Annotated in this window: 22 protein-coding genes; 19 read left to right on the top strand and 3 right to left on the bottom strand. The window is 57.8% G+C overall.

What is annotated here, in order from left to right; genetic code table 11:
• A complete protein-coding gene (locus ABJZ52_RS19655) occupies positions 1-846 on the bottom strand; it encodes a xanthine dehydrogenase family protein subunit M (RefSeq protein WP_348189784.1) in 846 nt (281 codons plus the stop codon).
• Positions 847-1,105: 259 nt separating this feature from the next.
• Here ABJZ52_RS19655 and ABJZ52_RS19650 point away from each other — a divergent pair, with 259 nt between their 5' ends.
• From ABJZ52_RS19650 to ABJZ52_RS19600, 11 genes are all read left to right on the top strand, one after another.
• Entirely contained in the window at positions 1,106-1,879 is a 774-nt protein-coding gene (locus tag ABJZ52_RS19650; RefSeq protein ID WP_348189905.1) for a ferredoxin--NADP reductase, read from the top strand.
• Positions 1,880-2,087: 208 nt separating this feature from the next.
• Positions 2,088-3,545, top strand: coding sequence for a 6-hydroxynicotinate reductase (locus tag ABJZ52_RS19645; protein ID WP_348189907.1), 1,458 nt, complete (start codon positions 2,088-2,090; stop codon positions 3,543-3,545).
• A complete protein-coding gene (locus ABJZ52_RS19640; RefSeq protein WP_348189786.1) occupies positions 3,542-4,444 on the top strand; it encodes a UPF0280 family protein in 903 nt (300 codons plus the stop codon). The genes ABJZ52_RS19645 and ABJZ52_RS19640 overlap by 4 nt, the downstream gene beginning before the upstream one ends.
• The gene (locus ABJZ52_RS19635; protein WP_348189788.1) at positions 4,437-5,021 is read left to right on the top strand and encodes an amino acid synthesis family protein; all 585 of its coding nucleotides are present in this window, start codon (positions 4,437-4,439) and stop codon (positions 5,019-5,021) included. Before ABJZ52_RS19640 ends, ABJZ52_RS19635 begins: the two co-directional genes overlap by 8 nt.
• Positions 5,018-5,602, top strand: coding sequence for an amino acid synthesis family protein (locus ABJZ52_RS19630; RefSeq protein WP_348189790.1), 585 nt, complete (start codon positions 5,018-5,020; stop codon positions 5,600-5,602). The genes ABJZ52_RS19635 and ABJZ52_RS19630 overlap by 4 nt, the downstream gene beginning before the upstream one ends.
• A gap of 38 nt (positions 5,603-5,640) precedes the next feature.
• The gene (locus tag ABJZ52_RS19625; protein WP_348189792.1) at positions 5,641-6,708 is read left to right on the top strand and encodes an aromatic ring-hydroxylating dioxygenase subunit alpha; all 1,068 of its coding nucleotides are present in this window, start codon (positions 5,641-5,643) and stop codon (positions 6,706-6,708) included.
• 79 nt (positions 6,709-6,787) lie between these two features.
• On the top strand, positions 6,788-7,987 hold the full coding sequence (locus ABJZ52_RS19620; RefSeq protein WP_348189794.1) for an ABC transporter substrate-binding protein: 1,200 nt from the start codon (positions 6,788-6,790) through the stop codon (positions 7,985-7,987).
• An 89-nt stretch (positions 7,988-8,076) separates the two neighbouring features.
• Positions 8,077-9,939: an ABC transporter permease gene (locus ABJZ52_RS19615; protein ID WP_348189796.1), complete on the top strand. Its 1,863-nt coding sequence runs from the start codon at positions 8,077-8,079 to the stop codon at positions 9,937-9,939.
• Positions 9,936-10,709, top strand: a complete 774-nt coding sequence (locus ABJZ52_RS19610; RefSeq protein WP_348189798.1) for an ABC transporter ATP-binding protein — start codon at positions 9,936-9,938, stop codon at positions 10,707-10,709. Before ABJZ52_RS19615 ends, ABJZ52_RS19610 begins: the two co-directional genes overlap by 4 nt.
• Entirely contained in the window at positions 10,702-11,403 is a 702-nt protein-coding gene (locus ABJZ52_RS19605; protein ID WP_348189800.1) for an ABC transporter ATP-binding protein, read from the top strand. The genes ABJZ52_RS19610 and ABJZ52_RS19605 overlap by 8 nt, the downstream gene beginning before the upstream one ends.
• Before the next feature lie 137 nt (positions 11,404-11,540).
• Entirely contained in the window at positions 11,541-12,026 is a 486-nt protein-coding gene (locus ABJZ52_RS19600) for a MarR family winged helix-turn-helix transcriptional regulator (RefSeq protein WP_348189802.1), read from the top strand.
• A gap of 9 nt (positions 12,027-12,035) precedes the next feature.
• On the opposite strand, the gene ABJZ52_RS19595 is transcribed toward ABJZ52_RS19600, so the two are convergent.
• The gene (locus tag ABJZ52_RS19595; RefSeq protein WP_348189804.1) at positions 12,036-12,737 is read right to left on the bottom strand and encodes a GntR family transcriptional regulator; all 702 of its coding nucleotides are present in this window, start codon (positions 12,735-12,737) and stop codon (positions 12,036-12,038) included.
• A 375-nt stretch (positions 12,738-13,112) separates the two neighbouring features.
• Between ABJZ52_RS19595 and ABJZ52_RS19590 the strand changes: the two genes are divergently transcribed.
• From ABJZ52_RS19590 to ABJZ52_RS19555, 8 genes are all read left to right on the top strand, one after another.
• Entirely contained in the window at positions 13,113-13,859 is a 747-nt protein-coding gene (locus ABJZ52_RS19590) for a class II aldolase/adducin family protein (RefSeq protein WP_348189806.1), read from the top strand.
• A 101-nt stretch (positions 13,860-13,960) separates the two neighbouring features.
• Entirely contained in the window at positions 13,961-15,511 is a 1,551-nt protein-coding gene (locus ABJZ52_RS19585; protein ID WP_348189808.1) for an ABC transporter substrate-binding protein, read from the top strand.
• Positions 15,512-15,609: 98 nt separating this feature from the next.
• A complete protein-coding gene (locus tag ABJZ52_RS19580; protein ID WP_153769067.1) occupies positions 15,610-16,578 on the top strand; it encodes an ABC transporter permease in 969 nt (322 codons plus the stop codon).
• Positions 16,578-17,417, top strand: a complete 840-nt coding sequence (locus tag ABJZ52_RS19575; protein ID WP_153769066.1) for an ABC transporter permease — start codon at positions 16,578-16,580, stop codon at positions 17,415-17,417. The genes ABJZ52_RS19580 and ABJZ52_RS19575 overlap by 1 nt, the downstream gene beginning before the upstream one ends.
• On the top strand, positions 17,417-19,051 hold the full coding sequence (locus ABJZ52_RS19570) for an ABC transporter ATP-binding protein (protein ID WP_348189811.1): 1,635 nt from the start codon (positions 17,417-17,419) through the stop codon (positions 19,049-19,051). Before ABJZ52_RS19575 ends, ABJZ52_RS19570 begins: the two co-directional genes overlap by 1 nt.
• 78 nt (positions 19,052-19,129) lie before the next feature.
• Positions 19,130-20,431, top strand: coding sequence for an ArgE/DapE family deacylase (locus ABJZ52_RS19565; protein WP_348189813.1), 1,302 nt, complete (start codon positions 19,130-19,132; stop codon positions 20,429-20,431).
• A complete protein-coding gene (locus tag ABJZ52_RS19560; protein ID WP_348189815.1) occupies positions 20,428-21,390 on the top strand; it encodes an NAD(P)-dependent oxidoreductase in 963 nt (320 codons plus the stop codon). The genes ABJZ52_RS19565 and ABJZ52_RS19560 overlap by 4 nt, the downstream gene beginning before the upstream one ends.
• Positions 21,391-21,409: 19 nt before the next feature.
• Positions 21,410-22,450, top strand: coding sequence for a histone deacetylase family protein (locus ABJZ52_RS19555; protein WP_348189816.1), 1,041 nt, complete (start codon positions 21,410-21,412; stop codon positions 22,448-22,450).
• Positions 22,451-22,486: 36 nt separating this feature from the next.
• Here the strand turns inward: ABJZ52_RS19555 and ABJZ52_RS19550 are convergent, their stop codons facing one another.
• On the bottom strand, positions 22,487-23,617 hold the full coding sequence (locus tag ABJZ52_RS19550) for a M20/M25/M40 family metallo-hydrolase (RefSeq protein ID WP_348189818.1): 1,131 nt from the start codon (positions 23,615-23,617) through the stop codon (positions 22,487-22,489).
• Positions 23,618-23,831: the final 214 nt, after the last annotated feature.

Below are 23,831 nucleotides of genomic sequence, written 5' to 3'. Positions count from 1 at the left end.
TTATCCCTCCTGCCCTTGAGCAGCCAAAAGAATTGCCCGGACAATCAGCTCGCGAGCTGCTTCGAGCCGGTAGTCAGCGCTGCCGCGCACATCACTCAACGGCGCCAGACCGAGAAGTTCAGCACCGCCAATCCGTGCCCTGATCTCGTCGTCACCTGGAACGACTCCGATGAGCAGTGCTTCGATGTCCGGCAAGCGCTGAGCGACTGCAGAACATGCTCCAACGGCAAGACGCACATCCGAAATGACACCGCTTTCATCAATTGAGATTTGCGCCGCCACCATAGTGATCGAAATCACCAGGTACCGGCGCGCTCCCAGTTTCAAAAAGCTGGAGGTCGCAGAGGTTCGGTTTGGCACTAGGATCGCCGTGACAATCTCGTCAGAGGCCAGAGCAGTTCGGCGCACGCCGGTGATAAAATCACAGAGCGGCAACTGGCGAAGACCGTGAGGCCCCGCAATCTCGACCGAAGCATCAAGTGTCAGAAGCGGCGGAACACCGTCGGCGGCAGGAGATGCATTGCAAAGATTGCCTGCAATCGTCCCCGCGTTTTGAATCTGGAGCGATCCAACTTCTCTGGCAGCCTGTTTCAAACCGTCGAACAGAGGTGGCAGATCCGCTTTGGCGATCTCGCGCCAAGTCGTCGTCGCGCCTATGCGCCAAACATCGCCTTCACGCCGTATTCCGCGCAGCGCTGCCACTTGGCGCAAGTCCAGGATTGGTCCGGACGCGGGTGCGTCCATCAATGAAGGATAGAAATCTGTGCCACCAGCAAGCAGCCGCGCACCCTCTCCGCTCAAAAGCGAAAGCGCATCATCCAAAGTTTCAGGTCGGTGGAATTGCATCGGCGTCCTCAATGCATTTCATTTGCATACTAACGAAGTTGAAGCCAATTTGACGCCACTGTCAAGCAGCCCCTGTTCGGTGACTTGCGTAAATTTACGCCATGCATATCAAATTATCATCACGCCGCATTTTTCATTTGTATACTAACGACTTTTCTGCCAGCGTAACCTCATTCGGGATTTCACGAAGGAGACCAGAATGTCGGACACGACTGCCATTGAACCCCTTATCCTGGGCGGTTCGCCCTCTCCGTTCGACATGCCAAAAGGCTGCTTCGGTCTGACTGTAACAGAGGTCCAGCACTATACGGACAGCCTGTTCCGGTTCCGCATCACTCGACCTCAGGAGTTCAGATTCCGCTCTGGCGAATTCGTCATGATCGGTCTGCCGAATGCAGATAAGCCGGTCTTCCGCGCCTATTCGGTTGCAAGTCCGTCATGGGACGAAGAGATCGAGTTTTACTCCATCAAGGTGCCGGACGGACCCTTGACCGAACATCTTCAGAAGATTCAGCCCGGCGACACTGTGCTGATGCGCAAAAAGCCGACGGGCACGCTGGTAAATGACGCCCTTCTGCCTGGAAAGCGGGTCTGGATGTTCTCGACGGGCACCGGCCTCGCACCCTTTGCGAGCCTGATCCGCGATCCGGATACCTACGAAAAGTTCGAGACCATCGTTTTGGTTCACGGCTGCCGTACAGTGGCAGAGTTGAAATACGGCGAGGATCTTGTTGCCTCTCTCAGGAACGACCCCTTGATTGGCGAGATGGTAGACGGCCACCTGTTCCACTACACCACGGTGACTCGCGAAGATTTTGACCGCCAGGGCCGGGTCACCGACCTGATTTCCTCGGGCAAGCTGTTCGATGATCTCGGGTTGGCACGCATGGGGCCTGAGGAGGACCGCGCCATGATATGTGGCTCTATGGCGATGCTGCGCGACACCAAGGAACTATGCATCAAACACGGGCTGACCGAAGGCGCGAACAACAAGCCCGGCGAATTTGTCGTTGAACGTGCATTTGTCGACTAACGCCCGCGTGGGCTGTTTCGATGCATGGAAATTCACCAAGCCTGCATATCAATTCAGCGAAACTGATACGCCAACCAAGTTGACAGATTTTCGCTAAACATGTTTGCATACTAACAATTGCTGATGCGCAATCAGCATATGAGGAGCTCGGACGTTGACTGCAACCGATGGCAAGCCCGAAAAGATCCGCTGCGACGCGTGTCCGGTGATGTGCTACATCGCCGAGGGACGCTCTGGAGCCTGTGATCGCTACGCCAACGACAACGGCAATCTGATCCGTCTGGATCCTCTGACCATTCTCGAGAACCGCGAAAACACCGACACCAATGTCGTGCCGTTCCTGGAGCGGGAATGGAATGGCGACATAGTCGCAGGCCCTGAGACCTTCGTGACCGCCATCGGCGCGGGAACAACCTATCCCGACTACAAGCCAGCGCCCTTTATAGTGGCCTCGGAAGTCGACGGTGTGGACATGGTGACCGTCGTCACCGAAGGGATTTTCAGCTACTGCGGTGTAAAACTGAAAATCGACACCGACCGGCATCTGGGCGACGAATGCGCGCTCGTCCGCTCTGCGGGCGAGGTCATCGGTCATGTCACCACGTCCGAGTATGGCAGCCAGATGCTGTCGCTGGGCGGAGTACATCATCTGACCGGCGGGTCAAAAAAGGAAGGCAGGCTCACCTGCTCGACCATGCTTGCGCTCTGCAATGGCGAAACCGCTGACCTGACGATCGATGGTGGCGCAGAGCTGACAGTTCAGGCAGGCAAGGCACCTACGATCAACGGCGCGCTGGAAGAACGAATGCGGGTTGGCTGTGGCTCCGCAACGGTTGGCATGTTCGCCGCCCAGTGGAAGGGCCTCGTCGACGAAGTGGTCGTGGTTGATGATCATATCACTGGCGTCATGTCTGAGCACCAGGCTGGTAAAGTCATCGGCTGGGAGCCAACCGGGATCAAGATCAACGGCCGCCGTTCTACGCCAGGGCGCTATTTCCAGGTGGCCGAACCTGGGACCGGTTGGGGCGGTACCAATCTGACCGATCCGCTTGCCATTATCAGCAAGTTCGACGCCAAAACCGCGCGCCCGGGCCTGTCGATCCTTATGGTCTCGACCACTGGCGAACATGCCGCCTATTTCGAACTCGACGACGAGCTGCTTCCGGTTCAGCAGGAGATGCCAGAGCGGCTCCTTCCCTCGGTGCGCCGGATTGAAGAGAATTGCGAACCCGCCCTGACTTCGGTTCTGTTTATGGCCGGCGCAGGTGGATCATTGCGTTCCGGCGTTACAGAACATCCGGTGGGCCTAACCCGTTCAGTCCAGAATTCCCTGACTTACGTCAGTTGCGGTGGAGCGCCCGTCTACACCTGGCCGGGCGGTGGAATCACCTTTATGGCTGATGTTACCCGCCTGCCTCAAAACGCTTTCGGCTATGTTCCAACGCCAGCGCTTGTTGCACCTCTTGAGTTCACAATGCGCGCAGATGACTATCGTGCCTTGGGCGGTCATATGGATTACGTGGTTCCACTCGCAGAGGCTGTCGAGGGCAAGACAGGCCGCCAGAATGATCACCTTCTGAAAGGTCGCAGAGCCGTGACGTCTTCGTCAGGGAACCCATGGCCTGCCGGGTCGGACAATTATCCCTGGAGAAAAGCCAACCCATGAGCGCGCCCCGCCAACATTCAGATCAAAAAGCGTCATGGTGGCCCGCGGCCGCCCTGCTGCCGGACGGTGAAAGGCTGCATTTGCAGCATGGACCGATCGATCTGATCATTGGCGTGACCGGTGCTCCCGAGGACATTCGGCAGGCCTTTGATCAGGCCCGCGATGCATTTGGGGCGGTTTTGACAGATCTGGTCGCAGAACTGCCCGGCCTGAAATCCCCGAATGCTGCGCGGCCCAGAGGGGCGGTAGCGCAGCGCATGTATGACACCACGCGTGTTTATGGACCTGAGTTCATTACACCGATGGCGGCAGTCGCAGGAAGCGTGGCCGATCACATGTTGGCGCATCTGATCAAGGGCCGCAATCTAACGCGAGCCTATGTCAACAATGGCGGTGACATTGCGCTGCATCTGGAAGAAGACAGCTTTCGCATCGGAATCTGCGACGATCCGGTAACCGGGACGGCAGGCGGCGTGATTGACATTCAGCACGGCGATGAGGTCGGTGGCATCGCCACAAGCGGTTGGCGCGGGCGGTCTCATTCACTCGGAATTGCCGATGCGGTCACCGTTCTGGCGGGTTCTGCCGCTGCTGCGGATGCGGCAGCAACCATGATTGCCAATGCAGTTGATCTGCCCAAGTCTTCAAAGGTACGCCGTGCGCCAGCAAACTCGCTGTCGCCTGACAGCGATCTTGCTGACCGGCTTGTGACGATAGACGTTGGGAGCCTTTCTCCTGCCGAAACACTTGAGGCGCTGGGCGCAGGCCTCGCCAAGGCTGACAGCCTTCGCCGCTCTGGGGTAATCAAGGCTGCCTATCTTTCGCTGGCCGGTGAACGCCGGGTCTCAAGTGCACAAACACAACAATCAGAAATTTCGAGGAACCTAGCCCATGCCTGAACCAATCGTTCGCAAAAAGGCGATGATTGTGGAAGAGATCTTCCACGAAGGCGGCCCCGTCGCGGAGCAGCCTCTGCGCCGGGCGGCCGCACTTGTCGTGATCAAGAACCCCTTCTCCGGTCAGTATGTCGCCGACATCGAAGGCTTCATGGATGATCTAAAGCCCCTCGGCATTGAAATGGCGAGGGTTCTTGTCCAGGCACTCGGTGGTGACGCCAGCGTGGTTGAAGGATATGGCAAGGGCGCAATCGTCGGCGCAGCTGGGGAACTGGAGCACGGAGCACTCTGGCACGTGCCAGGCGGCTATTCCATGCGCGAAATCCTGCCTTCCTCGGCGGCCATCGTTCCCTCCACCAAGAAAATTGGCGGACCCGGCACACGATTGGATGTGCCGATCACGCATTGCAATGCGTCCTACGTTCGCTCCCACTTCGACGCCATGGAAGTCGGCCTTAACGACGCTCCAAAGGCTGATGAAATACTCTTGGTTCTAGTGATGACGACCGGATCACGTATCCACGCTCGCGTTGGTGGCCTGAAGGCATCCGAAATAAAGGGAGAGGACGGCCTTAGATGATCGCCAGGATCCGCAAACTCATGACCGCTGAGGAAGAACTCCGGCTCGAAATGGGCCAGGAGATTTCACCACCTGTCAGGCGCGTCATGTCTGCGGCAGTCATCGCAAATCCATATGCGGGGCGGTTTGTTGCGGATCTCGACGAATTGATGACCATTGGCGCAGAGCTCGGCGATCTTTTGACCCGGCGCGGAATCGAAGCACTGGGCTGCGAGCCATCTGTTGTCCAAAGTTTCGGCAAGGCTGCAGCAGTGGGCGAAAACGGTGAACTGGAACACGCAGCTGCTCTTTTGCACCCGCGGCTGGGAGCGCCCATGCGCAACGTTATGGGTGGCGGCAAGGCACTGGTTCCATCATCCAAAAAGATGGCCGCCCCGGGTCAGACGATTGACGTGCCGTTGGGCCACAAGGACGCGGCCTATGTGCGTTCGCATTTCGATGCGATGGAGTTGCACTGCACGGACGCACCCCATGCAGATGAAATTGTCATCGCCGTTGCTTTGGCGACAGGTGGCAGACCATTGCCAAGGATTGGTGGATTGACCCATGAGACAGCAAAGGGCGACGATGGTTTGAGATAGGTGTCTTGAATCTGGGCTTACAACGAGGGAGAGCCAAGATGGAATTCATACGAAATGCCTGGTACGTCGCTGGCTGGTCTTCCGAGATTGATCAGGAATTGCGACGTTTCACGATCCTTGAAGAGAACATTGTCATCTACCGCAAGGCGGATGGCGATGTCGTGGCTCTCGAGGATCGCTGCCCGCATCGCTTGCTGCCCCTTTCGCTGGGAAAACGCGTCGGCGACAACATCCAGTGCGGCTATCATGGTCTGACCTTCGACTGCAGCGGCAAATGCGTTCGTGTCCCTGGCCAGAATAACCTCCCCGCCTCCGCCTATGTCGATGCCTTCAAGACCGTAGAACGCCACAACATTGTCTGGATCTGGATGGGCGATCAGGACAAGGCCGACCCCACTGACATCTTTGATCTCGCCGAGTTTTCCGATCCGGCCTGGGAAGCCCATCAGGGTGACGCGCTGCATCTGAAATCCAATTACCTGAATGTCGCTGAAAACCTCGTAGATCCTGCCCACGTTTCTTTCGTTCACCCCACGACACTGGGTAACTCGGCTTCGGAAAACGTGCCTGTTCATGTTTCCACAGAGGGCAAGGCCATTGTGGCCTGGCGTTGGATCCGCGATTCCGAACCGATCGGTTTCTTCAAGAAATTCGGTGATTTCAATGGCAACGTCGATCGGTGGCACTACTACTATCTGCACCTGCCCTGCACCGCCGTTATCGACTTTGGCAGCGCACCGACCGAAGACGCGATTGCCGAGGACGACCGCAACAAGGGCGTGCGGATCTTTGCCTTGCATTTCATGACCCCTGTGACCGGCGGCTACACGATCGACCGCTGGATGCATCTGCGCAATACAGCTCTGGGCGACGACGAAGCTGCCGAGAATATGGACGCCATGTTCCGAATCGCATTCGATGAGGACAGGGCCATTCTGGAGGCTGTGCAAAAAGAAGAGGAGCGGCCGGCGAAACGGCGACCGATCCGCATTGCCATCGACAAGGGACCGATGGTCTACCGCAAACGCATCAACGAAATGCTGGAGTTGGAACGCACGCATGATGTTGCCTCCGATCCAAGTCCCGCTTTCGTTTATCACGACTGAATAACAAGAGCTGCCAAAGGCTTAATTGAATAAAATGGACCGGCAAAGTCGGCCAAGCTTCCAACCAGATGAGGGACAAATGAAACAGGTAAAAACACTCTTGGCCGCGGCGGCGATTGCCGTTCTCGGTTCATCGGCTTACGCCGCAGACACAATAAAGATCGGCGAGATCAACCACTACAAGCGGCTCGCTGCATTCGCAGAACCCTACAAGAAGGGTGTCGAGCTTGCCCTGAGCGAGATCAATGAGTCCGGCGGGGTTCTGGGAAAGGATCTCGAGTTCATCTTCCGCGATGACCAGGGCAAACCAGGCGAAGCGGTCAAGATCGCTGAAGAGCTGATGACACGCGACGGCGCTGTCATGCTGACCGGCACAATCCTGTCCAACGTCGGTCTTGCGATCTCGTCCTTTGCCGCCGAGAAGGGCTACATCTACCTGGCAGCTGAACCGCTGGCAGATGCCCTGGTCTGGACCTCCGGCAATCCATACACTTTCCGTCTGCGCACCTCGACGTGGGTTCAGGCAGCCATGCTGGCCGAGGAAGCTGCCAAGACCGATGCCATCCGCTATGCAACAATCGCTCCCAACTATGCCTATGGCACAGCTGCTGTAGAGGCTTTCAAAGTCAATCTGAAGAAGCTCAAGCCGGAGGTCGAGTTCGTCACCGAGCAGTGGCCGGCACTCTTCAAGATCGATGCCGGATCCGAAGTTCAGGCCATCGAATCTGCAAAGCCTGACGCCATCTACAACGTCACATTCGGCCCTGATCTGGCGAAATTCGTGCGCGAAGGCACCACCCGTGGCGTCTTTGAAGGCCGCAAGGTCTATGGCCTTCTGACAGGTGAGCCGGAGTACCTTGAGCCGCTCAAGGACGAAGCGCCAGAAGGCTGGTTCGTTACCGGTTATCCTTGGTACGGTTTCACGTCCGGTCCTGAAAAGGAATTCGTAGATGCCTATATCGCGGCATTCCCGGACGAAACGCCAAAGATCGGCAGCCTCGTCGGCTACATGACCGCCAAGAGCATTGCCACATTGATCACCGATGCAGGCTCCACGGAAACCGATGCGTTGCTGGCCGCGTTCAAGGACCTCAAGGTCGACACGCCAATGGGCGAGATCACCTATCGTGCCCTCGATCACCAGTCCACGATGGGCGCATATGTCGGCACCACGGCCCTTGAAAATGGCAAGGGCGTGATGGTTGACTGGTCCTACAAGGATCCGGCCGCCTACATGCCAAGCGACGATGAGGTCAAGGCCATGCGGCCAGCCGACTGATCGTTCCAAACGTCAAACGCTCCATCGCTTGCACATAAACTGCGCAGCGATGGAGCAGACTTCCCTGCTCTATCGGACGTTTTTAAGCTATGGGCCTATTTGTGGCGCAGCTCCTGACCGGGCTTGCAAATGCGGCAGCGCTGTTTCTGGTTGCCTCCGGATTGTCGCTGATCTTCGGGGTTACCCGGATCGTGAACTTCGCACACGGTTCCCTCTACATGCTGGGAGCCTACGTCGGCCTAACGCTGATGAACCACTTGCCGGGGCACTTCGGCTTTTGGGGATCGATCGTCCTGGCAGGTCTGATCGTCGGCCTGATTGGTGTCGTGATTGAGGTATGTGTCCTGCGTCCGGTCTATCGGGCACCCGAGCTGTTCCAGCTTGTCGCCACCTTCGGCGTCATCCTTGTGATCCAGGACCTGGCACTCATGATCTGGGGCGCGGAAGACCGACTAGGGCCGCGCGCGCCTGGTTTGCGGTCCGTTGTCAGAATTCTTGGCGAGCCTGTCCCCCAGTATGATCTGGCCCTGATCGCGATCACCCCCTTCATTCTGTTTGGCTTGTGGTGGTTCATCGCCAAGACCCGCACCGGCATTCTGGTCCGTGCCGCTACCCAGGACCGTGAAATGGTCGGGGCTCTTGGCGTAAACCAGTCCTGGCTCTTTACCGGTGTTTTCTTTCTGGGCTCCGCCCTTGCCGGCCTTGGCGGCGCAATTCAGCTGCCCAAGGGCGGTGCAGACCTGTTGATGGATCTGAACATCATTTCCGCCGTCTTCGTGGTGGTAGTGGTTGGCGGCATGGGCTCCATTCCCGGCGCTTTCATCGCGGCAGTCCTCATCTCTGTTCTCAACGTCTTTGGCGTCGCCTATGTGCCTCAAAGCACCCTGGTACTAATGTATGTGGTCATGGCAGTCGTTCTCATGGTCAAACCTTACGGCCTTCTCGGACGCGAGGAAAAAGCTGGTGAACATGGCCAGGTCGGCGAAGTTGAACGCCCCATCCGGCCTGCAGGTCTGGTCGGCCGTAGTCTGGTTGTTGCACTCTTGGCAGTACTGGCTCTGGTGCCGTTTTTCGCGTCGACCTTCATGCAGGTTCTGATCACCGATATCGTGATCTTCTGTCTGTTCGCAGCCTCACTTCAGTTCATCCTCAGCTCCGGCGGCCTGGTCAGCTTTGGCCACGCCGTGTTCTTTGGCGGCGGTGCCTATGTTTCGGCGCTGCTCGTCACTTATTCCGAAACGCCGATGGAAGTCGCCTTCCTGCTCGCACCACTAGGCGCAGGATTGCTGGCTCTGGGCATCGGCTGGTTCTGCATTCGCCTGAGCGGTGTCTATTTCGCCATGCTCACACTGGCGTTTAGCCAGTTAGTCTGGTCGCTTGTGTTCCAGTGGGGCTCGGTCACCGGTGGTGACGACGGCCTGGTCAACATCTGGCCATCTGAGTGGCTGTCGGGCACCACAGCCTACTATTACTTCACTCTGGCACTCGGGGTCGGCGGGATACTCGTCCTTCGCCACATCATTCACTCTCCGTTTGGATATACATTGCGTGCGACACGCGACAGCGCACGTCAGGCGGAAGCGACCGGCATTGACGTCAAGAAGGTTCAATGGCTTGCCTTCGCGCTTGCAGGCGCAATGGCCGGCCTTGCCGGTGGCCTGTTCGTTTTCTCAAAGGGATCGATCTTCCCGAATGAACTCGAAATTGCCAAGAGCTTCGACGCCCTGATTGTTGTTTTCCTTGGGGGCGTCAAAACCCTTTCTGGCGGCGTCGTTGGGGCCGTCTTCCTGGAAAGCGTCAAGGACTGGCTGACCCGTCTGGAATACTGGCGCCTGATCCTCGGCCTGCTGATCATCGCAGTCGTGATCATCGCACCAGAAGGTATTGTCGGCTCCTTGCGGAAGTTCGGCGAACGGGTCGGCCTTGTGAAAGAACAGGAGAGCATGCAATGACCGCGATCCTGGAGGTCCGAGACCTTTCAAAATCCTTTGGCGGCATCAAGGCCGTCAATGGCGTAAGCTTCGACGTTGCACCCGGAGAGCTGAAAGCCCTGATCGGTCCGAACGGCGCCGGCAAGTCCACATGTTTCAACATGTTGATGGGCCAGCTGGAGCCCACATCGGGCACCGTTCGCCTGCAAGGGGAAAAGATCACCGGCGTGCCGCCGCGCAAGATTTGGCGCAGAGGTGTCGGGCGAACCTTCCAGATCACCGGCACATATCAAAGCATGACGGTGGCAGAGAACGTTCAGATGGCACTGATTTCCCATAATCGCCGCTTGTTCTCGTTGTTGCCCTACGCGCATACGCTTTATCGCGAGGAAGCACTGGCACTGCTGGATGTCGTCGGAATGGCAGAGCAGGCAGACCGCGCCTGCGCGATTCTTGCCTATGGCGACCTGAAGCGACTTGAGCTCGCAATTGCTCTCAGCCACGACCCGAAGCTCTTGCTGATGGATGAACCAACAGCGGGCATGGCCCCCAAGGAACGTATCAACCTCATGCAGTTGACAGCCGACATCGTCCGCGACCGAGGCATCAGTGTCCTCTTTACGGAACATGATATGGATGTGGTCTTTGCCCATGCACACCACATCATGGTGCTCAATCGCGGCGAATTGATCGCCGAAGGCACAGCTGCAGAAGTGCGCGAAAACGAGCGCGTCCAGGAGGTCTACCTGGGCGGTGGCACCCTTTATGCCGCGGAGACTGAAGATGCTTGAGATCGATGCTGTCAACAGCTTCTATGGCAAAGCGCACATCCTCAATGACTTGAGCTTTTCCGTTGGCAAGGGAGAGGTTGTCGCCCTTCTCGGACGAAATGGCGCCGGCAAGACCACAACCATGAAGTCAATCATGCAGCTGGTTCGCCCCCGCTCAGGAACCGTCCTCTTCAACGGCAAGGATATCACCGGCGTCTCGCCCCATAAGGTCGCCCAACTCGGCCTTGGCTATGTCCCTGAGGAGCGCAGGATCTTCACCGACCTGACAATCCTTGAAAACCTCGAGGTAGGCCGTCAAAAGCCGCGGGAGGGAGCACCCGTTTGGACCGTTGAGGCCCTTTTCGACCTGTTCCCGAACCTGTCTGAACGCCGCGCCAACCGTGGCAAGGCCCTTTCAGGCGGTGAACAGCAAATGCTGACCATCGCCAGGACGCTCATGGGCAATCCGAGCCTGCTTCTGCTGGATGAACCCTCCGAAGGCATCGCGCCGGTCATCGTCGAAGAGATGGCGCAAACAATTCTGAAGTTCAAATCCCAGGGTCTCACGGTGATCATCTCGGAGCAGAACCTCCATTTCGCGAAGATCGTCGCCGACCGGGCAGTCATCATTGAAGGTGGACAAAAGAAGTTTGATGACAGTTTTGACGCCCTGGAGCAGCAGCCGGAGGTTCGCGACGCCTATCTCTCCATCTAACACCGGTGAGAACACCGGCGCGCCGAACCAAAGCTCGCCCTCGACAAGACCGACCGGAAGCTGCAAAAGAGCCGAGGGAAACGTGAGGCACGGGCAAGCTACGCCCGCAAGACGTGAGCGCATCCGGGAACTTGAAATTGAGCGATCAGGCTGAGAAAAAACCAGAGACTGTCACCCGATCCGATCCGGCAACCGGGTCGGATGTGACTCAGGACGAGAAATATGTCCTGGATGACCAGATCGGCTATCTGTTGCGCAAAGCCTACCAGCGCAACGCGGTTTTGTTTTCAGAGAAGGTCCAGGACCTGACGCCGACACAGTTTGCGGTGATGGCGCGCCTGACGGAGCTTAGCTCGGTATCGCAAAACCAGCTTGGGCGCACAGTCGGTTTGGATGTGGCAACAACGAAGGGCGTGATCGATCGGCTGCTGGCGCGCGGTCTTGTCCAGACAGCCCCCTCGCCCAGTGACCGCCGCCGGCAACTGATCTCACTGACAGAAGACGGATGGCAGTTCTTCATGCAAAAAGCCCAACGAGGGCTCCAGGTAAGCGAAGACACATTGGCGCCGCTCACCCAATCCGAAAGACGCAATCTGTTGCGCATCTTGCGGAAAATTCAGTAGTCACCGCCTTCAGGACACGTCGTTCATTCGCTCGAACAGAAGCACGACCTGATCGCGCGCGACTGCAATGTGAAAATGCAGCGCCTCCCGCAGCTTGGCTACATCGCGGGCCTTCAATGCGTCGAGGATCGGCAGGTGCGTTTCTGCGATCCGATGCGGATCATCATAGAGCTTGCCAATGAGCGTGATGCCCGCGCGCATGTCGGTCGCAAGATCATCATAGACCTTTAAAATTCTCGCATTTCCACTGAACTTGCAAAGCATCCGATGGAAGACGAAATCCTGGAAGATCTGCTCCTCGACAGAGCCCTCGTCGGCGAGCTGATAAAGCCTTTGAATCTGTTCTTCGAGTGCTGAAATTTCAGCGTCACCGATCTTTTCAAGCGCAAGTTCAGCTGCATGGAGTTCGAGCCCAAGACGCAGATCATAGATATCGCGCAGATCTTCAGCACTCAAAGTGCGCACAAAAAAACCGCGCCGCGGGCTGGAGACCACAAGCCCCTGGCTCTCCAAGAGACGGGCAGCTTCGCGAACCGGCGCGCGGCTTGTACCGAATTCCTGAGAAAGCCGTAATTCGTTGAGCCGCTCGGCAGGCTTCAGTCGCCCCTCCGCAATTGCGTCGCCAATCTGCCTGGCAATTTGCTGAACGAGATCAGTCGTCTGTAGCGGTGAGAACGACCCACCCGTGCTTGTCTTATCTTCTTCAGCCAAACAGTTCACCGTCCTTCGCAATCATACACTCAAAGCCTGAAAGCGGTCCGTCGAGCAGGCGCAAGCCTCGCACACCGTGCCCCACAGCTCACCTCGCCCGCCTGCGAGCCAGGCTCATACAAACCCCGTCCGCCGTCTCATCACACCACACAGACCTCAATAAATGACCAAGGGCAAGAAACTTGCGCAAGAAACCAGATCCTCGCCTAAATTTTGACTATTGTCGACAATTGACAGTTTTGCCGCACCATGCTTGCTTGTTCAACAAGATTCCAACCTCGATCGAACGCTTCTTTTCGCGTCTCGGCCGAAACATGGCGTCTGGACGAACGCCGGCAGGCGAACACATCGAGCGAATGATCAGCGAGCCAAGACATGACGACACAACCAAAAGAACGCATTGACCTGGCCGCCGCCTACCGGCTGATTGCCCACTATCAGATGGACGACAGCATCTTCACGCATATCTCGGCCAAGGCACCGGAGGACGAAGGCGAAAATACCTTCCTGATCAATCCCTACGGACTGCGATTTGACGAAGTGTCTGCCAGCTCCCTTGCAACGGTCGACATCGACGGCAACATCCTGCGTGACACCTATGGCGCGGGCATTAACAAGGCCGGCTTCACCATCCACAGTGCTGTCCATGCCGCCCGTCCGGAAATCCACTGCGTCCTTCACACGCACACGGTTGCTGGCGTCGCAATCTCTTCGATGGAGGAAGGCATTCTTCCGCTAAATCAGTGGGCCCTCCAGTTTCACAACCGTTGCGCTTTCCACGACTACGAGGGCATCGCGCTAGATCTGGGCGAACGCGAGCGCCTGGTCAACGATCTTGGCGAACACAAGGTCATGATCCTGCGCAACCACGGCCTGCTGACATGCGGCAGAACTGTTGGCGAAGCCTTCGGCCTGATGTTCAACATGGAACGGGCTTGCCGGGCACAGCTGGCGATAATGTCGTCAGGCGGCACTTTGCGGAAGATCGACCCAGAGCTGGCCGAAAAAACTGCGCAACAGTACGAAAACTGGGACAAGCAGCATTCGGGCAACAAACCGGACCCGCAGTGGGATGCCTTCCTGCGCCTCGCCATAAAGAACTACCCGGACCTGGAGAACTGACAACCAGGACCAATCCGGGCTTCAGAACCTTCCATAGATCCAGCATCCGGCGCGAACAGAGACCAAAGTCCGCCGCGCCAAACAAACCGAGGGGAACTCACATGCTGAAGAAACTATCCTTGCTTGCCGCCACATTCATTGTGGCGACCGGGACCGCGTTGGCTGATCCGGTATCTGGCGGACGGGCCAACGCCGTCATTCAGCCCGAACCGCCGAGCCTTATGCTGGGCCTCGTTCAAAACGGCCCGACCCAGATGGTTGCCGGCAATGTCTATGAAAGCCTGCTGCGTTATGGCCCCGACCTTGAGCCGCTTCCCCAGCTGGCGAAGTCGTGGGAGATCTCCGAAGACGGCCTGACCTACACGTTTCACCTCTATGACAACGTGAAATGGCATGACGGCGAGCCGTTCTCTGCAGAAGACGTGGTCTTCTCCGCCGATGTATTTCTGCGCGAAACTCACCCGCGTCTGCGCCAATCCTTGAAATATGTGGAATCGATCACGGCACCGGATGCGAACACCGTCGTGTTCAAACTCAACGAGCCATTCGGACCCTTCATCGGGATCTTCGAAGTCGGCACCATGCCGATGATCCCGAAGCACATTTATGAAGGCACGGACTACAAGGCGAACCCGGCCAACAACACGCCGATCGGAACCGGACCCTTCAAGTTCACCGAATGGACCAAGGGTTCTCACATTCTTCTGACCAAGAATGAAGACTATTACATCGACGGCCTGCCCTATCTCGACGAGATCTACTGGCACATCATTCCCGATGCCGCCTCTCGTTCGGTAGCCTTCGAAACAGGTGTCGTGGACATCCTGCCAGGTGGCTCGGTAGAGAACTTCGATGTGCCGCGTCTGACCGCCATGGAAAACACCTGCGTCACTGACAAGGGCTGGGAATTCATTGGGCCGCTGTCCTGGATGTGGCTGAACAACCGCGAAGGGCCGACGGCAGACAAGCGGTTCCGCCAGGCGGTTATGTACGCCATGGACCGCGAGTTCGCCAAGGACGCTCTGTGGAACGGTCTCGGAAAAGTGGCCCAAAGCCCGGTTTCCTCCTCCACGCGTTTCTTCTCCGATGACGTGAGCCAATACCCCTATGATCCGGACAAGGCACGCGCGCTTCTGGAAGAGATGGGCTACGACGGAACACCCGTTCGCCTCCTGCCTCTGCCCTACGGTGAAACCTGGCAACGCTGGGCCGAAGCCATCAAACAGAACCTCGAAGAGGTTGGCGTCAAGGTAGAGATCGTCGCGACGGATGTCGCCGGCTGGAACCAGAAGATCAGCGACTGGGATTACGACCTCGCCTTCACCTACCTCTACCAGTATGGCGACCCGGCTCTCGGCGTAGCTCGAACCTACGTGTCCTCCAACATTGCCAAGGGATCTCCCTGGAACAATGTAGAAGGCTACGAGAACGCGAAGGTCGATGAACTGTTTGCCAAGGCAGCAACCGCTGTCTCAAAGGAAGAGCGTCAGGCGCTTTACACGCAAGTTCAGCAGATTCTGACCGACGATGTGCCGGTGGCATGGCTCTTGGAGCTTGGCTTCCCGACCATTTACCGCTGTAACGTCAAAGACCTTGTGACCACCGCAATCGGTGTCAACGACGGCTTCCGCGACGCCTACATCGAGAAGTAGGAACAAAAGGCACTCCCCCGCTCCGCGCAGGTTCGTCAGGACCAGCGCGGAGCAACCTTTTGAACCTGAAGACCGGAACAACCGGCAGGACAAGGCCTATGCTCCGCTTTATCGCCATGCGCCTGGTCAAGGCCGCGATCATCCTGATCGCAATCGTGACCTTGAATTTCTTTTTGATCCACGCCGCTCCCGGAGACCCTGCTGCGGTCATGGCTGGTGAAGCTGGCGCTGCGGACGACATTTTTCTGGAACAGCTGAGGGAGCAGTTCGGCCTCGACAAGCCACTGCTGACCCAGCTTGGTCTCTATCTTGGCGGAATTATTCAGCTTGATCTGGGCTTTTCCTACCGCCAGCAGATGCCGGTGGCAGATCTGATCTTCGACAGGTTGCCTGCGACGCTCCTGCTCACGATGACCGCCTTTGTGATTTCCCTTGTCCTCGGCACGCTCGCCGGAGTTCTGGCATCGGCGCGGGTCGGTAAATGGTCCGACACGTTGATTTCAACCGTGGCCCTGCTGTTCTACGCAACGCCCCTTTATTGGGCGGCGCTGATGGCCGTCCTAATCTTCTCGGTCCAGCTGAACTGGCTTCCCGGCTTTGGCTACGAAACTGTCGGCGGCAACTACGAAGGTCTGGACCGGGTCATCGACATCGCAAAGCATCTGATCTTGCCCGCGACCACGCTGGGTTTGTTCTTCATGGCCGTCTATATGCGTATGACCCGCGCATCAATGCTCGAGGTCAGCACACTCGATTTCGTCAAGACCGCCCGCGCCAAGGGCCTGAAGCCCGGTATCATCCAACGGCGCCACGTCTTCCGAAATGCACTGCTGCCGGTGGTCACGCTCGCCGGCTTGCAAGCTGGACAACTGGTTGGCGGCGCGGTTCTCACAGAGACAGTGTTCGCCTGGCCCGGCATCGGCCGGCTGATGTTCGAAGCCCTCGCGCAGCGCGACTACAACGTGCTCCTTGGTGTTTTCTTCGTCTCCGCCGCCATGGTGCTGCTGTTCAACCTCATAACCGATATCCTCTACCGGGTCGTTGACCCTCGGATCAGGGCCTCGTGATGACCGATTTCTGGAAACGCTATCAACGCAATCGTGGCGCGGTCATCGGCCTGATCATTCTCCTTGCCGTGGTCCTGGTTGCCGTGCTCGCCCCCGTGCTGTTCCCCCAGTCTCCCTGGAAGATGGTGCAACGTCCCTTCCTGCCGCCCTTTGCCATGGAACGCTTCCCCCTTGGTACGGACACCCTCGGGCGCAACGTACTGGCCGGGCTCGCGCATGGGGCTCAGGTATCCCTGCTTGTCGGGTTGATCTCCACCCTCGTCTCGCTGGTCATTGGCATTCCGATCGGCGCCTTGGCCGGATATTTCGGCGGCTGGGTCGATGACGCATTGATGCGCTTCACCGAGTTCTTCCAGACCGTCCCCAATTTCGCTCTGGCCATCGTGCTCGTGGCAATCTTCGAACCCAGCGTTCAGTCGATCGTGGGCGCAATCGCGATCGTCAGCTGGCCGCCGGTTGCCCGACTTGTGCGTGGTGAAGTCCTGTCGCTCAGATCGCGCGAATATGTCGAGGCAGCCATCCTGTCGGGACAGACCAACGCGACCATCATCTGGCGTCAGATCCTGCCCAACACCCTGTCTCCGATCATCGTCCTTGCCTCGCTGATGGTTGCAACGGCGATCCTTCTGGAATCTTCCCTTTCCTTCCTCGGGCTTGGCGACCCCAACCTCATGTCCTGGGGATACATGATCGGAGCCGCCAGAACCGTGATCCGACAGGCATGGTGGTTGTCGTTCTTCCCGGGTCTTGCGATCGTCCTGACCGTGCTCGCCCTGAATCTCATCGGGGAAGGCCTCAACGATGCCCTGAACCCACGTCTTTCGCGAAAGGGCAAGTGATGACCAGCACGCCAAGCGAACCGGTCCTGTGCATTGAAGATCTGCAGATCGCCCTTCCAGAGGGCGCTGATCGTGCCTTTGCCGTAGACGATGTCTCCTATGAGCTCAACGCGGGTGAAATCCTTTGCATTGTTGGCGAAAGCGGGTCCGGAAAATCCATGTCCGCCAACGCGATGATGGGCCTGCTTCCGGACCAAGTGCGCCCTACCGCTGGTCACATCTTCTTCGGCGGCCAGGACCTCCTGACCTTGAGCGAGGCGGAATTGCGGGACCTGCGCGGGCGCCGGATCGCAATGATCTTCCAGGAACCCATGTCTGCGCTAAATCCGCTGATGCGCATCGAGGACCAGATCTCCGAGGTTTTTGAAGCCCATAACCTCCTGACACCGAAAGAACGCCGCGCGCGCACGCTGGAGCTTCTCAACGAGGTTCAAATCCCGGATCCTGAAAAGGCCATGCAGACATATCCGTTTCAACTGTCCGGTGGTCAGCGCCAGCGGGTGATGATCGCGATGGCACTCGCCCTGGAGCCGGATGTCCTCATCGCCGATGAGCCGACCACCGCGCTTGACGTCACCACCCAGGCCCAAATCCTCGAACTGATCCACGATCTGCGTGACCGCCATGGCATGGCGGTGATGTTCATCACCCATGACTTCGGCGTGGTCGCCGAAATCGCTGACAGGGTTGCCGTGATGCAATTCGGCAAGATCGTCGAAAAGGGAACCGCTGAGGAAGTTCTGGACAACCCACAGCATGACTATACGCGCAAGCTGATTGCGGCGATTCCCAAGCTCCTTGCTGAAAAACAGGATGTGATCACGAGCCCGACACCGATCCTGGAAGTCATCGGTCTTTGCAAGACTTATCGCTCAGGAGGAGGCCTTTTCGGTGGACCCGAACGCGTGGTCAAGGCCGTCAACATGATCAACCTCGAGCTGGCCGAAGGTGAAACACTGGGGATCGTCGGCGAAAGCGGGTCCGGCAAATCCAGTATCGGAAGGTGCCTGGTCCGCTTGATGGAAGCCGACGCAGGTTCCGTTTTCCTCGCGGGCAAGGACATGGCACATCTGAAGGGCGAGGATCTGAGATCCGCTCGCAAGTCGATCCAGATGATTTTCCAGGATCCGTTCGCCTCGCTCAATCCACGCGCCAGGATCGGCAGGATCATTGCCGAAGGCCCGATCGCACATGGTGTCGCCGCATCAGAGGCCTTCGCAAAGGCGGCTGAGCTCCTCGAACTTGTCGGCCTCGACAAATCCGCTCTCGATCGTTACCCGCATGAGTTTTCCGGCGGTCAGCGGCAAAGGGTCGGCATTGCCCGCGCGCTCGCTCTTGAGCCACGCGTGATCATCGCCGACGAGGCGGTTTCAGCCCTGGACGTCTCCATTCAGGCCCAGGTTCTGGATCTTCTTGCCGATTTGAAAGTGCGCCTGAATCTTGCGCTTGTGTTCATTACCCATGACCTCAGGGTCGCCGCCCAGATATGCGACAGGATCGCCGTCATGCAAAAAGGTGAAGTAGTTGAGATCGGCACGGCACACGATATCTTCAACGCACCGCAAAGCGCCTATACCCAATCCTTGATCGAGGCGATACCCGGCCGGGAAAAGGAACTCGCCGCTGCATCCTGACCCAAGCCACCCTGACTGATCGCGACACACTGGACGCCTCTCCTTCTCGATCATGTTCACTTTGAGAAAGTCACTTCCTTGGACGCCGAACTGACACAATCGATCCTTGATGCTGTTGAAGCCGGTTTTGAAGATCAAGTTGCATTTACCGAGGATCTCATCCGCTTCCCGTCACTGCGCGGCCAGGAGCAGGACGCCCAGCGCTTTCTGGGCAAGGCCCTCGCCGAACGCGGCTATGACGTGGAAACCTTTGCAATTGACCTGGACAAGATCCATGACCACCCGGGGTTTTCCCCGGTCACCGTAGACTACAGTGAGGCCCTGAATGTGGTCGCCACTCATCTGCCGCACGCGAGCACTGGTAAATCCCTGATCCTCAATGGCCACGTTGACGTTGTGCCTGAAGGCCCCCACGACATGTGGAAGGTCACTCCCCCTTATCAGCCAAGGCGCGATGGCGACTGGCTCTATGGTCGCGGCAGCGCAGACATGAAGGCAGGTCTTGCTGCCAATATCTTCGCGCTCGATGCTTTACGCCGCCTGGGTTTGCAGCCAGCCGCCAAGGTTCACATCCAAAGCGTCGTGGAAGAAGAATGTACCGGTAATGGCGCACTTTCATGCCTTGTCGAAGGATACACGGCTGACGCTGCCATTATTCCCGAACCCGAAGACGAAAAGCTGGTCCGGGCCAACACGGGTGTGCTCTGGTTCGAAGTCGAGGTTTCTGGCCATCCGGTCCATGTGCGAGAAGCCGGTACGGGCGCAAATGCGATCGAAGCCAGCTTCCGCGTGATCGAAAGCCTGAAGCGCCTGTGCGAAGACTGGAACGGCGAGAAGGCCAACTACCCCTACTTTGAAACCGAAGATCACCCGATCAACTTCAACGTTGGCAAGATTGAAGGCGGCGATTGGGCGTCAACCGTTGCCGCATGGTGCAAGCTCCATTGCCGCATTGCCATCTACCCCGGCGATGATCCCAGGGATCGGGCCAGACAGATCGAAGACCACATTACCAGTGATCTTGTCGGCGACAGTTTCCTCGGCAACCGCCCGCCCAAGATCACCTGGAACGGGTTCTTCGCCCGCGGCTATGTGCTTGAGGAAAACACCGAAGCCGAACAAACACTTGCTGCTGCCCATCGACAGGCGACAGACAAGAAGCTGACATCCTTCGTGACTCCGAGCTATCTGGACGCCCGCGTCTTCGTGATCTATGGCGACATGCCCTGCCTGGTTTATGGACCAATCTCACAGGACATTCATGGCTTTGATGAACGTGTCAGTCTTTCGTCCATAAAACGGGTTACCGGAACAATTGCCCTCTTCATCGCGGAGTGGTGTGGACTCGAGAAAATTATGTCGAACAAGGAAGCAAAGTGACCAACAGCGAAGTCATAGAAGGCGTCTACCTCAGCTCAAAGCTCGATCTGGAAGACTTGTTCGCGGACGCTTTCCGGCCCTACGCCGACAAAGTCCGGATCCGCTCGCCGCAGGACGTTGAAGACCCAGACCGCATCCGGTTTTCGGTCGCATGGTCTCCCGAAAGAGATGCATTTACCCCCTATCCCAACCTTCGACTGGTCTCGTCCATCGCTGCAGGTGTCGACAGCCTGATCAACTGCCCCAGCTTGCCCGCTTCAGCCCATCTGACGAGGATCCGGGATGATGTCCAGGCCGACATGATGGCAGGCTTCGCGGCCTGGCAGGTGGTCTGGCATCACCGAAACATGGGCCACTATATTCAAAAGCAGTCTGTTTCGACCTGGGATCAGCAAGACCTGAGCCTTACCCCCAAGGACTACACCGTTGGCGTGCTTGGTTACGGTTTGATGGGCAAGGCGATTGCCGAGGCTGTCGCAGCCCTCGGTTTTCCTGTTGTGGCAGCAGTGCGCAAACACCCCTGCGAAGCACCGGCCGCTGGCATATCCTTTGAGAGAGGGGGCTCTTCCGTTGAAAGGGTCGCCGCCAAATCACAAGCCTTGATCAATGTTCTTCCTCTCACGCCACAGACGGAGAACATTCTCAATGAAGACCTGTTCAATCAGATGCCAACCGGAGCGCGCCTGATCCAACTGGGGCGCGGTCAGCACCTCGTTGACGAGGATCTTGACCGGGCTTTGGCCTCTGGCCAGCTCGGAGGCGCATCTCTGGATGTATTCAGAACCGAGCCACTTCCCGGCGATCATCGCTGGTGGCGCAACGACAAGATCCTGATCACGCCTCACCAAGCGAGTGACAGTTCCGCAGCAATCGTGGCGAAACAGGTCACAGAGGCTGCGATCGCCGCCGTCAACGGACATGTTCCCGAAAATACAATCGACCGTACCCAGGGCTATTGAGCCCTCTCAGGACCCTTCCATGAAAGCTATCTTCGACGAACGCCAGCTCAAGCATAATCCGGAACGCTATTTCAGACGGGGAGCCTATATTCCCCATCCTGAGCAGCCGGAACGCGCTATCCTGATCCGCGACATGCTTCTCAAAAACGGCTTTGCGATCGAGAAGCCCGAGGACTATGGCGTTGACCCGATCAAGGCTGTCCACGAACACGGCTATGTGGACTTCTGGAAAGATGCCTTCGCCCGCTGGCAAGCGGAGGCAGGCGATGCGGAAGCCATTCCGACCTATCACCCGGGTCGGCGCGCGGGCCGAATGTCCTCCTCTATCTATGGTCAGCTTGGTTGGTACGCGACGGACACATCCGTGCCGTTGACCAAAAATACCTATGAAGCGATCTATTGGTCTGCCCAAACAGCCGTAGAGACCGCCACCCGCGTCGCTGCAGGTGAACAAATGGTCTATGGCCTGTGCCGGCCACCAGGTCATCACGCCCTGTCAAACGGCGCCAACGGCTTTTGTATCTTCAACAATGCGGCCATCGCAGCCCAGGTACTGCGCGGAACATTCTCGAAAGTCGCGGTCTTTGACATTGATACCCATACAGGCAACGGCACCATGGACATCTTCTATGACCGCGGTGACGTCTTCATGTGCTCGCTTCACGTCGATCCCGACAGCTACCCAACCTACTACCTGGGCTACGAAGACGAACGTGGTGAAGGCAATGGCGACGGTGCGACCCTGAACCTGACACTTCAATCCGGCGCAAGGGAAGACGCAATCCTGTCACGCTTCCGCGAAGGTGTCAGAGCCATCCAGGCCTTTGGCGCCGAGGCAATCGTCATCTCGCTCGGCTTTGATATGGCGGAAGACGATCCACTCTCGGAAGTCGGCATGACCGGCGCGGGTTTTGCCACGATGGCGCGTGAAATCGTCCAGATGGGACTGCCGACAGCTCTCATTCAGGAAGGAGGCTACCTCGGGCCATCCCTGTCGAACAATGCAGAAGCCTACCTGACCGCCAGCCGTGACGAATTGGTCAAACCAGAACGCGCCTGATGGTATCGTCCTGATCGTAATGCGGAAGATGACGACCTAGGTGAGGCGCATAAGCATTCCGGCCATGAGCTGCGCACGCTCAACCAGACTGTCGATGAAAATATGTTCATCGAGCGTGTGCAGCCCGCGGCCGCGAACCCCAATGGAATCCAGGGTAGGAATCCCCATTGCGCCGGTGAAGTTGCCGTCTGACCCGCCGCCTGCACTGCCGTGCGTCAAGTCGAAGCCAATCTCGCTGGCGACATCACGCGCCAGAGCATACATCGCCAAGGTTTCTGATGACGGTTCCCAAACCGGCCGGGTAACGCTCTGTGTAACCTCGAAAACGACCCCGCCTTCTTCTTCGCTCAGCGCAAGCATCCGTTCGACACCGTCGTCAAGGTCCGCCTGACGCTTGGCCATGCTCAGAACCTCCGCCTCGCACAGGGACGAAACGCAATTGACCCATTGACCACCTTTGACGACGCCAACGCTGAATGTGCAGTCCGGAGTGGTCAGAGCCTCGATCTGAAGAATTTTCAGCGCCATGGCGGCGATCGCCGAGCGCCCGTCCTCAAGCGCCCAGCTGGCATGGCTCGGCTTGCCTTTGGCTTTTAGATGAAAGCGTGCGATTGCATAGCGCCCGGTGACAGCACCGCCATCGGCGCTCGCTGGCTCCGGCACCAGAACATATTTGTTCTTCCGTGCCTCCATCTCGATCAGCTCACGCGTGGACGGTGTCCCGACTTCCTCATCCGGAGTGAACAGGACCGTCACCGGCAGAGGCGTTTCATGCCCCACAAGCGCCAATTTCCGAATGGCATCGATCGCGAGGTAGTTTCCCGCCTTCATGTCCATCACGCCCGGCCCGTAGCACTTGTTGCCATCGATCCGCCACGGCAAGACATCAAGGGTTCCAACGGGATGCACCGTATCAAGGTGGCCGGATATCAGGATCCCAGGTTCACCAGCCGATTTGTGAGGGAAAGTCGCCCGGACTGAACCGCCAAAGCCCATGCGTCCCGGAATGCGCTCGATGGTCGCGCCGGCCGCGACAAGCTCGTAGGTCGCAAGATCCATCATGCGGTCGACAGCGTCTGCGTCATAGGTGGGGCTTTCGCACTCCACCCAGGGCTTCAAGCCCGCAAGAATCTGACCTTCATCGAATCCCAGCTCGGCGAGAACCATTGAAACCTCTTTTTGACCACGAAATGCGGAGAAGCCCGCGAGAAGATGGAGTGAGACGCACTGGACGTTGCGCGCAGCGCCTCTACCATGATCATGACACAGGCCGAGAGCCGCTTCAAACAGCCAGGTCCGCGAACCGTCGCATTCAACGCATCTGGGTGGCCAACGACAGCTCGAAGGCTGCTCAGCTCACCAACGCCTCGGACCCTCCTAG

This window comes from Roseibium sp., from assembly GCF_039982295.1.
In the GTDB taxonomy this organism is placed as follows: domain Bacteria; phylum Pseudomonadota; class Alphaproteobacteria; order Rhizobiales; family Stappiaceae; genus Roseibium.
Note: the sequence above shows the minus strand (reverse complement) of the source record. Positions and strands in the feature narration are given on the sequence as shown.

Bases quoted from the DNA above. Each gene is read 5' to 3' on its own strand.
- ABJZ52_RS19655 (WP_348189784.1), bottom strand. From the start codon at position 846: ATGCAATTCCACCGACCTGAAACTTTGGATGATGCGCTTTCGCTTTTG.
- ABJZ52_RS19650 (WP_348189905.1), top strand. From the start codon at position 1,106: ATGCCAAAAGGCTGCTTCGGTCTGACTGTAACAGAGGTCCAGCACTAT.
- ABJZ52_RS19645 (WP_348189907.1), top strand. From the start codon at position 2,088: ATGTGCTACATCGCCGAGGGACGCTCTGGAGCCTGTGATCGCTACGCC.
- ABJZ52_RS19640 (WP_348189786.1), top strand. From the start codon at position 3,542: ATGAGCGCGCCCCGCCAACATTCAGATCAAAAAGCGTCATGGTGGCCC.
- ABJZ52_RS19635 (WP_348189788.1), top strand. From the start codon at position 4,437: ATGCCTGAACCAATCGTTCGCAAAAAGGCGATGATTGTGGAAGAGATC.
- ABJZ52_RS19630 (WP_348189790.1), top strand. From the start codon at position 5,018: ATGATCGCCAGGATCCGCAAACTCATGACCGCTGAGGAAGAACTCCGG.
- ABJZ52_RS19625 (WP_348189792.1), top strand. From the start codon at position 5,641: ATGGAATTCATACGAAATGCCTGGTACGTCGCTGGCTGGTCTTCCGAG.
- ABJZ52_RS19620 (WP_348189794.1), top strand. From the start codon at position 6,788: ATGAAACAGGTAAAAACACTCTTGGCCGCGGCGGCGATTGCCGTTCTC.
- ABJZ52_RS19615 (WP_348189796.1), top strand. From the start codon at position 8,077: ATGGGCCTATTTGTGGCGCAGCTCCTGACCGGGCTTGCAAATGCGGCA.
- ABJZ52_RS19610 (WP_348189798.1), top strand. From the start codon at position 9,936: ATGACCGCGATCCTGGAGGTCCGAGACCTTTCAAAATCCTTTGGCGGC.
- ABJZ52_RS19605 (WP_348189800.1), top strand. From the start codon at position 10,702: ATGCTTGAGATCGATGCTGTCAACAGCTTCTATGGCAAAGCGCACATC.
- ABJZ52_RS19590 (WP_348189806.1), top strand. From the start codon at position 13,113: ATGACGACACAACCAAAAGAACGCATTGACCTGGCCGCCGCCTACCGG.
- ABJZ52_RS19585 (WP_348189808.1), top strand. From the start codon at position 13,961: ATGCTGAAGAAACTATCCTTGCTTGCCGCCACATTCATTGTGGCGACC.
- ABJZ52_RS19580 (WP_153769067.1), top strand. From the start codon at position 15,610: ATGCTCCGCTTTATCGCCATGCGCCTGGTCAAGGCCGCGATCATCCTG.
- ABJZ52_RS19575 (WP_153769066.1), top strand. From the start codon at position 16,578: ATGACCGATTTCTGGAAACGCTATCAACGCAATCGTGGCGCGGTCATC.
- ABJZ52_RS19570 (WP_348189811.1), top strand. From the start codon at position 17,417: ATGACCAGCACGCCAAGCGAACCGGTCCTGTGCATTGAAGATCTGCAG.
- ABJZ52_RS19555 (WP_348189816.1), top strand. From the start codon at position 21,410: ATGAAAGCTATCTTCGACGAACGCCAGCTCAAGCATAATCCGGAACGC.
- ABJZ52_RS19550 (WP_348189818.1), bottom strand. From the start codon at position 23,617: ATGGTTCTCGCCGAGCTGGGATTCGATGAAGGTCAGATTCTTGCGGGC.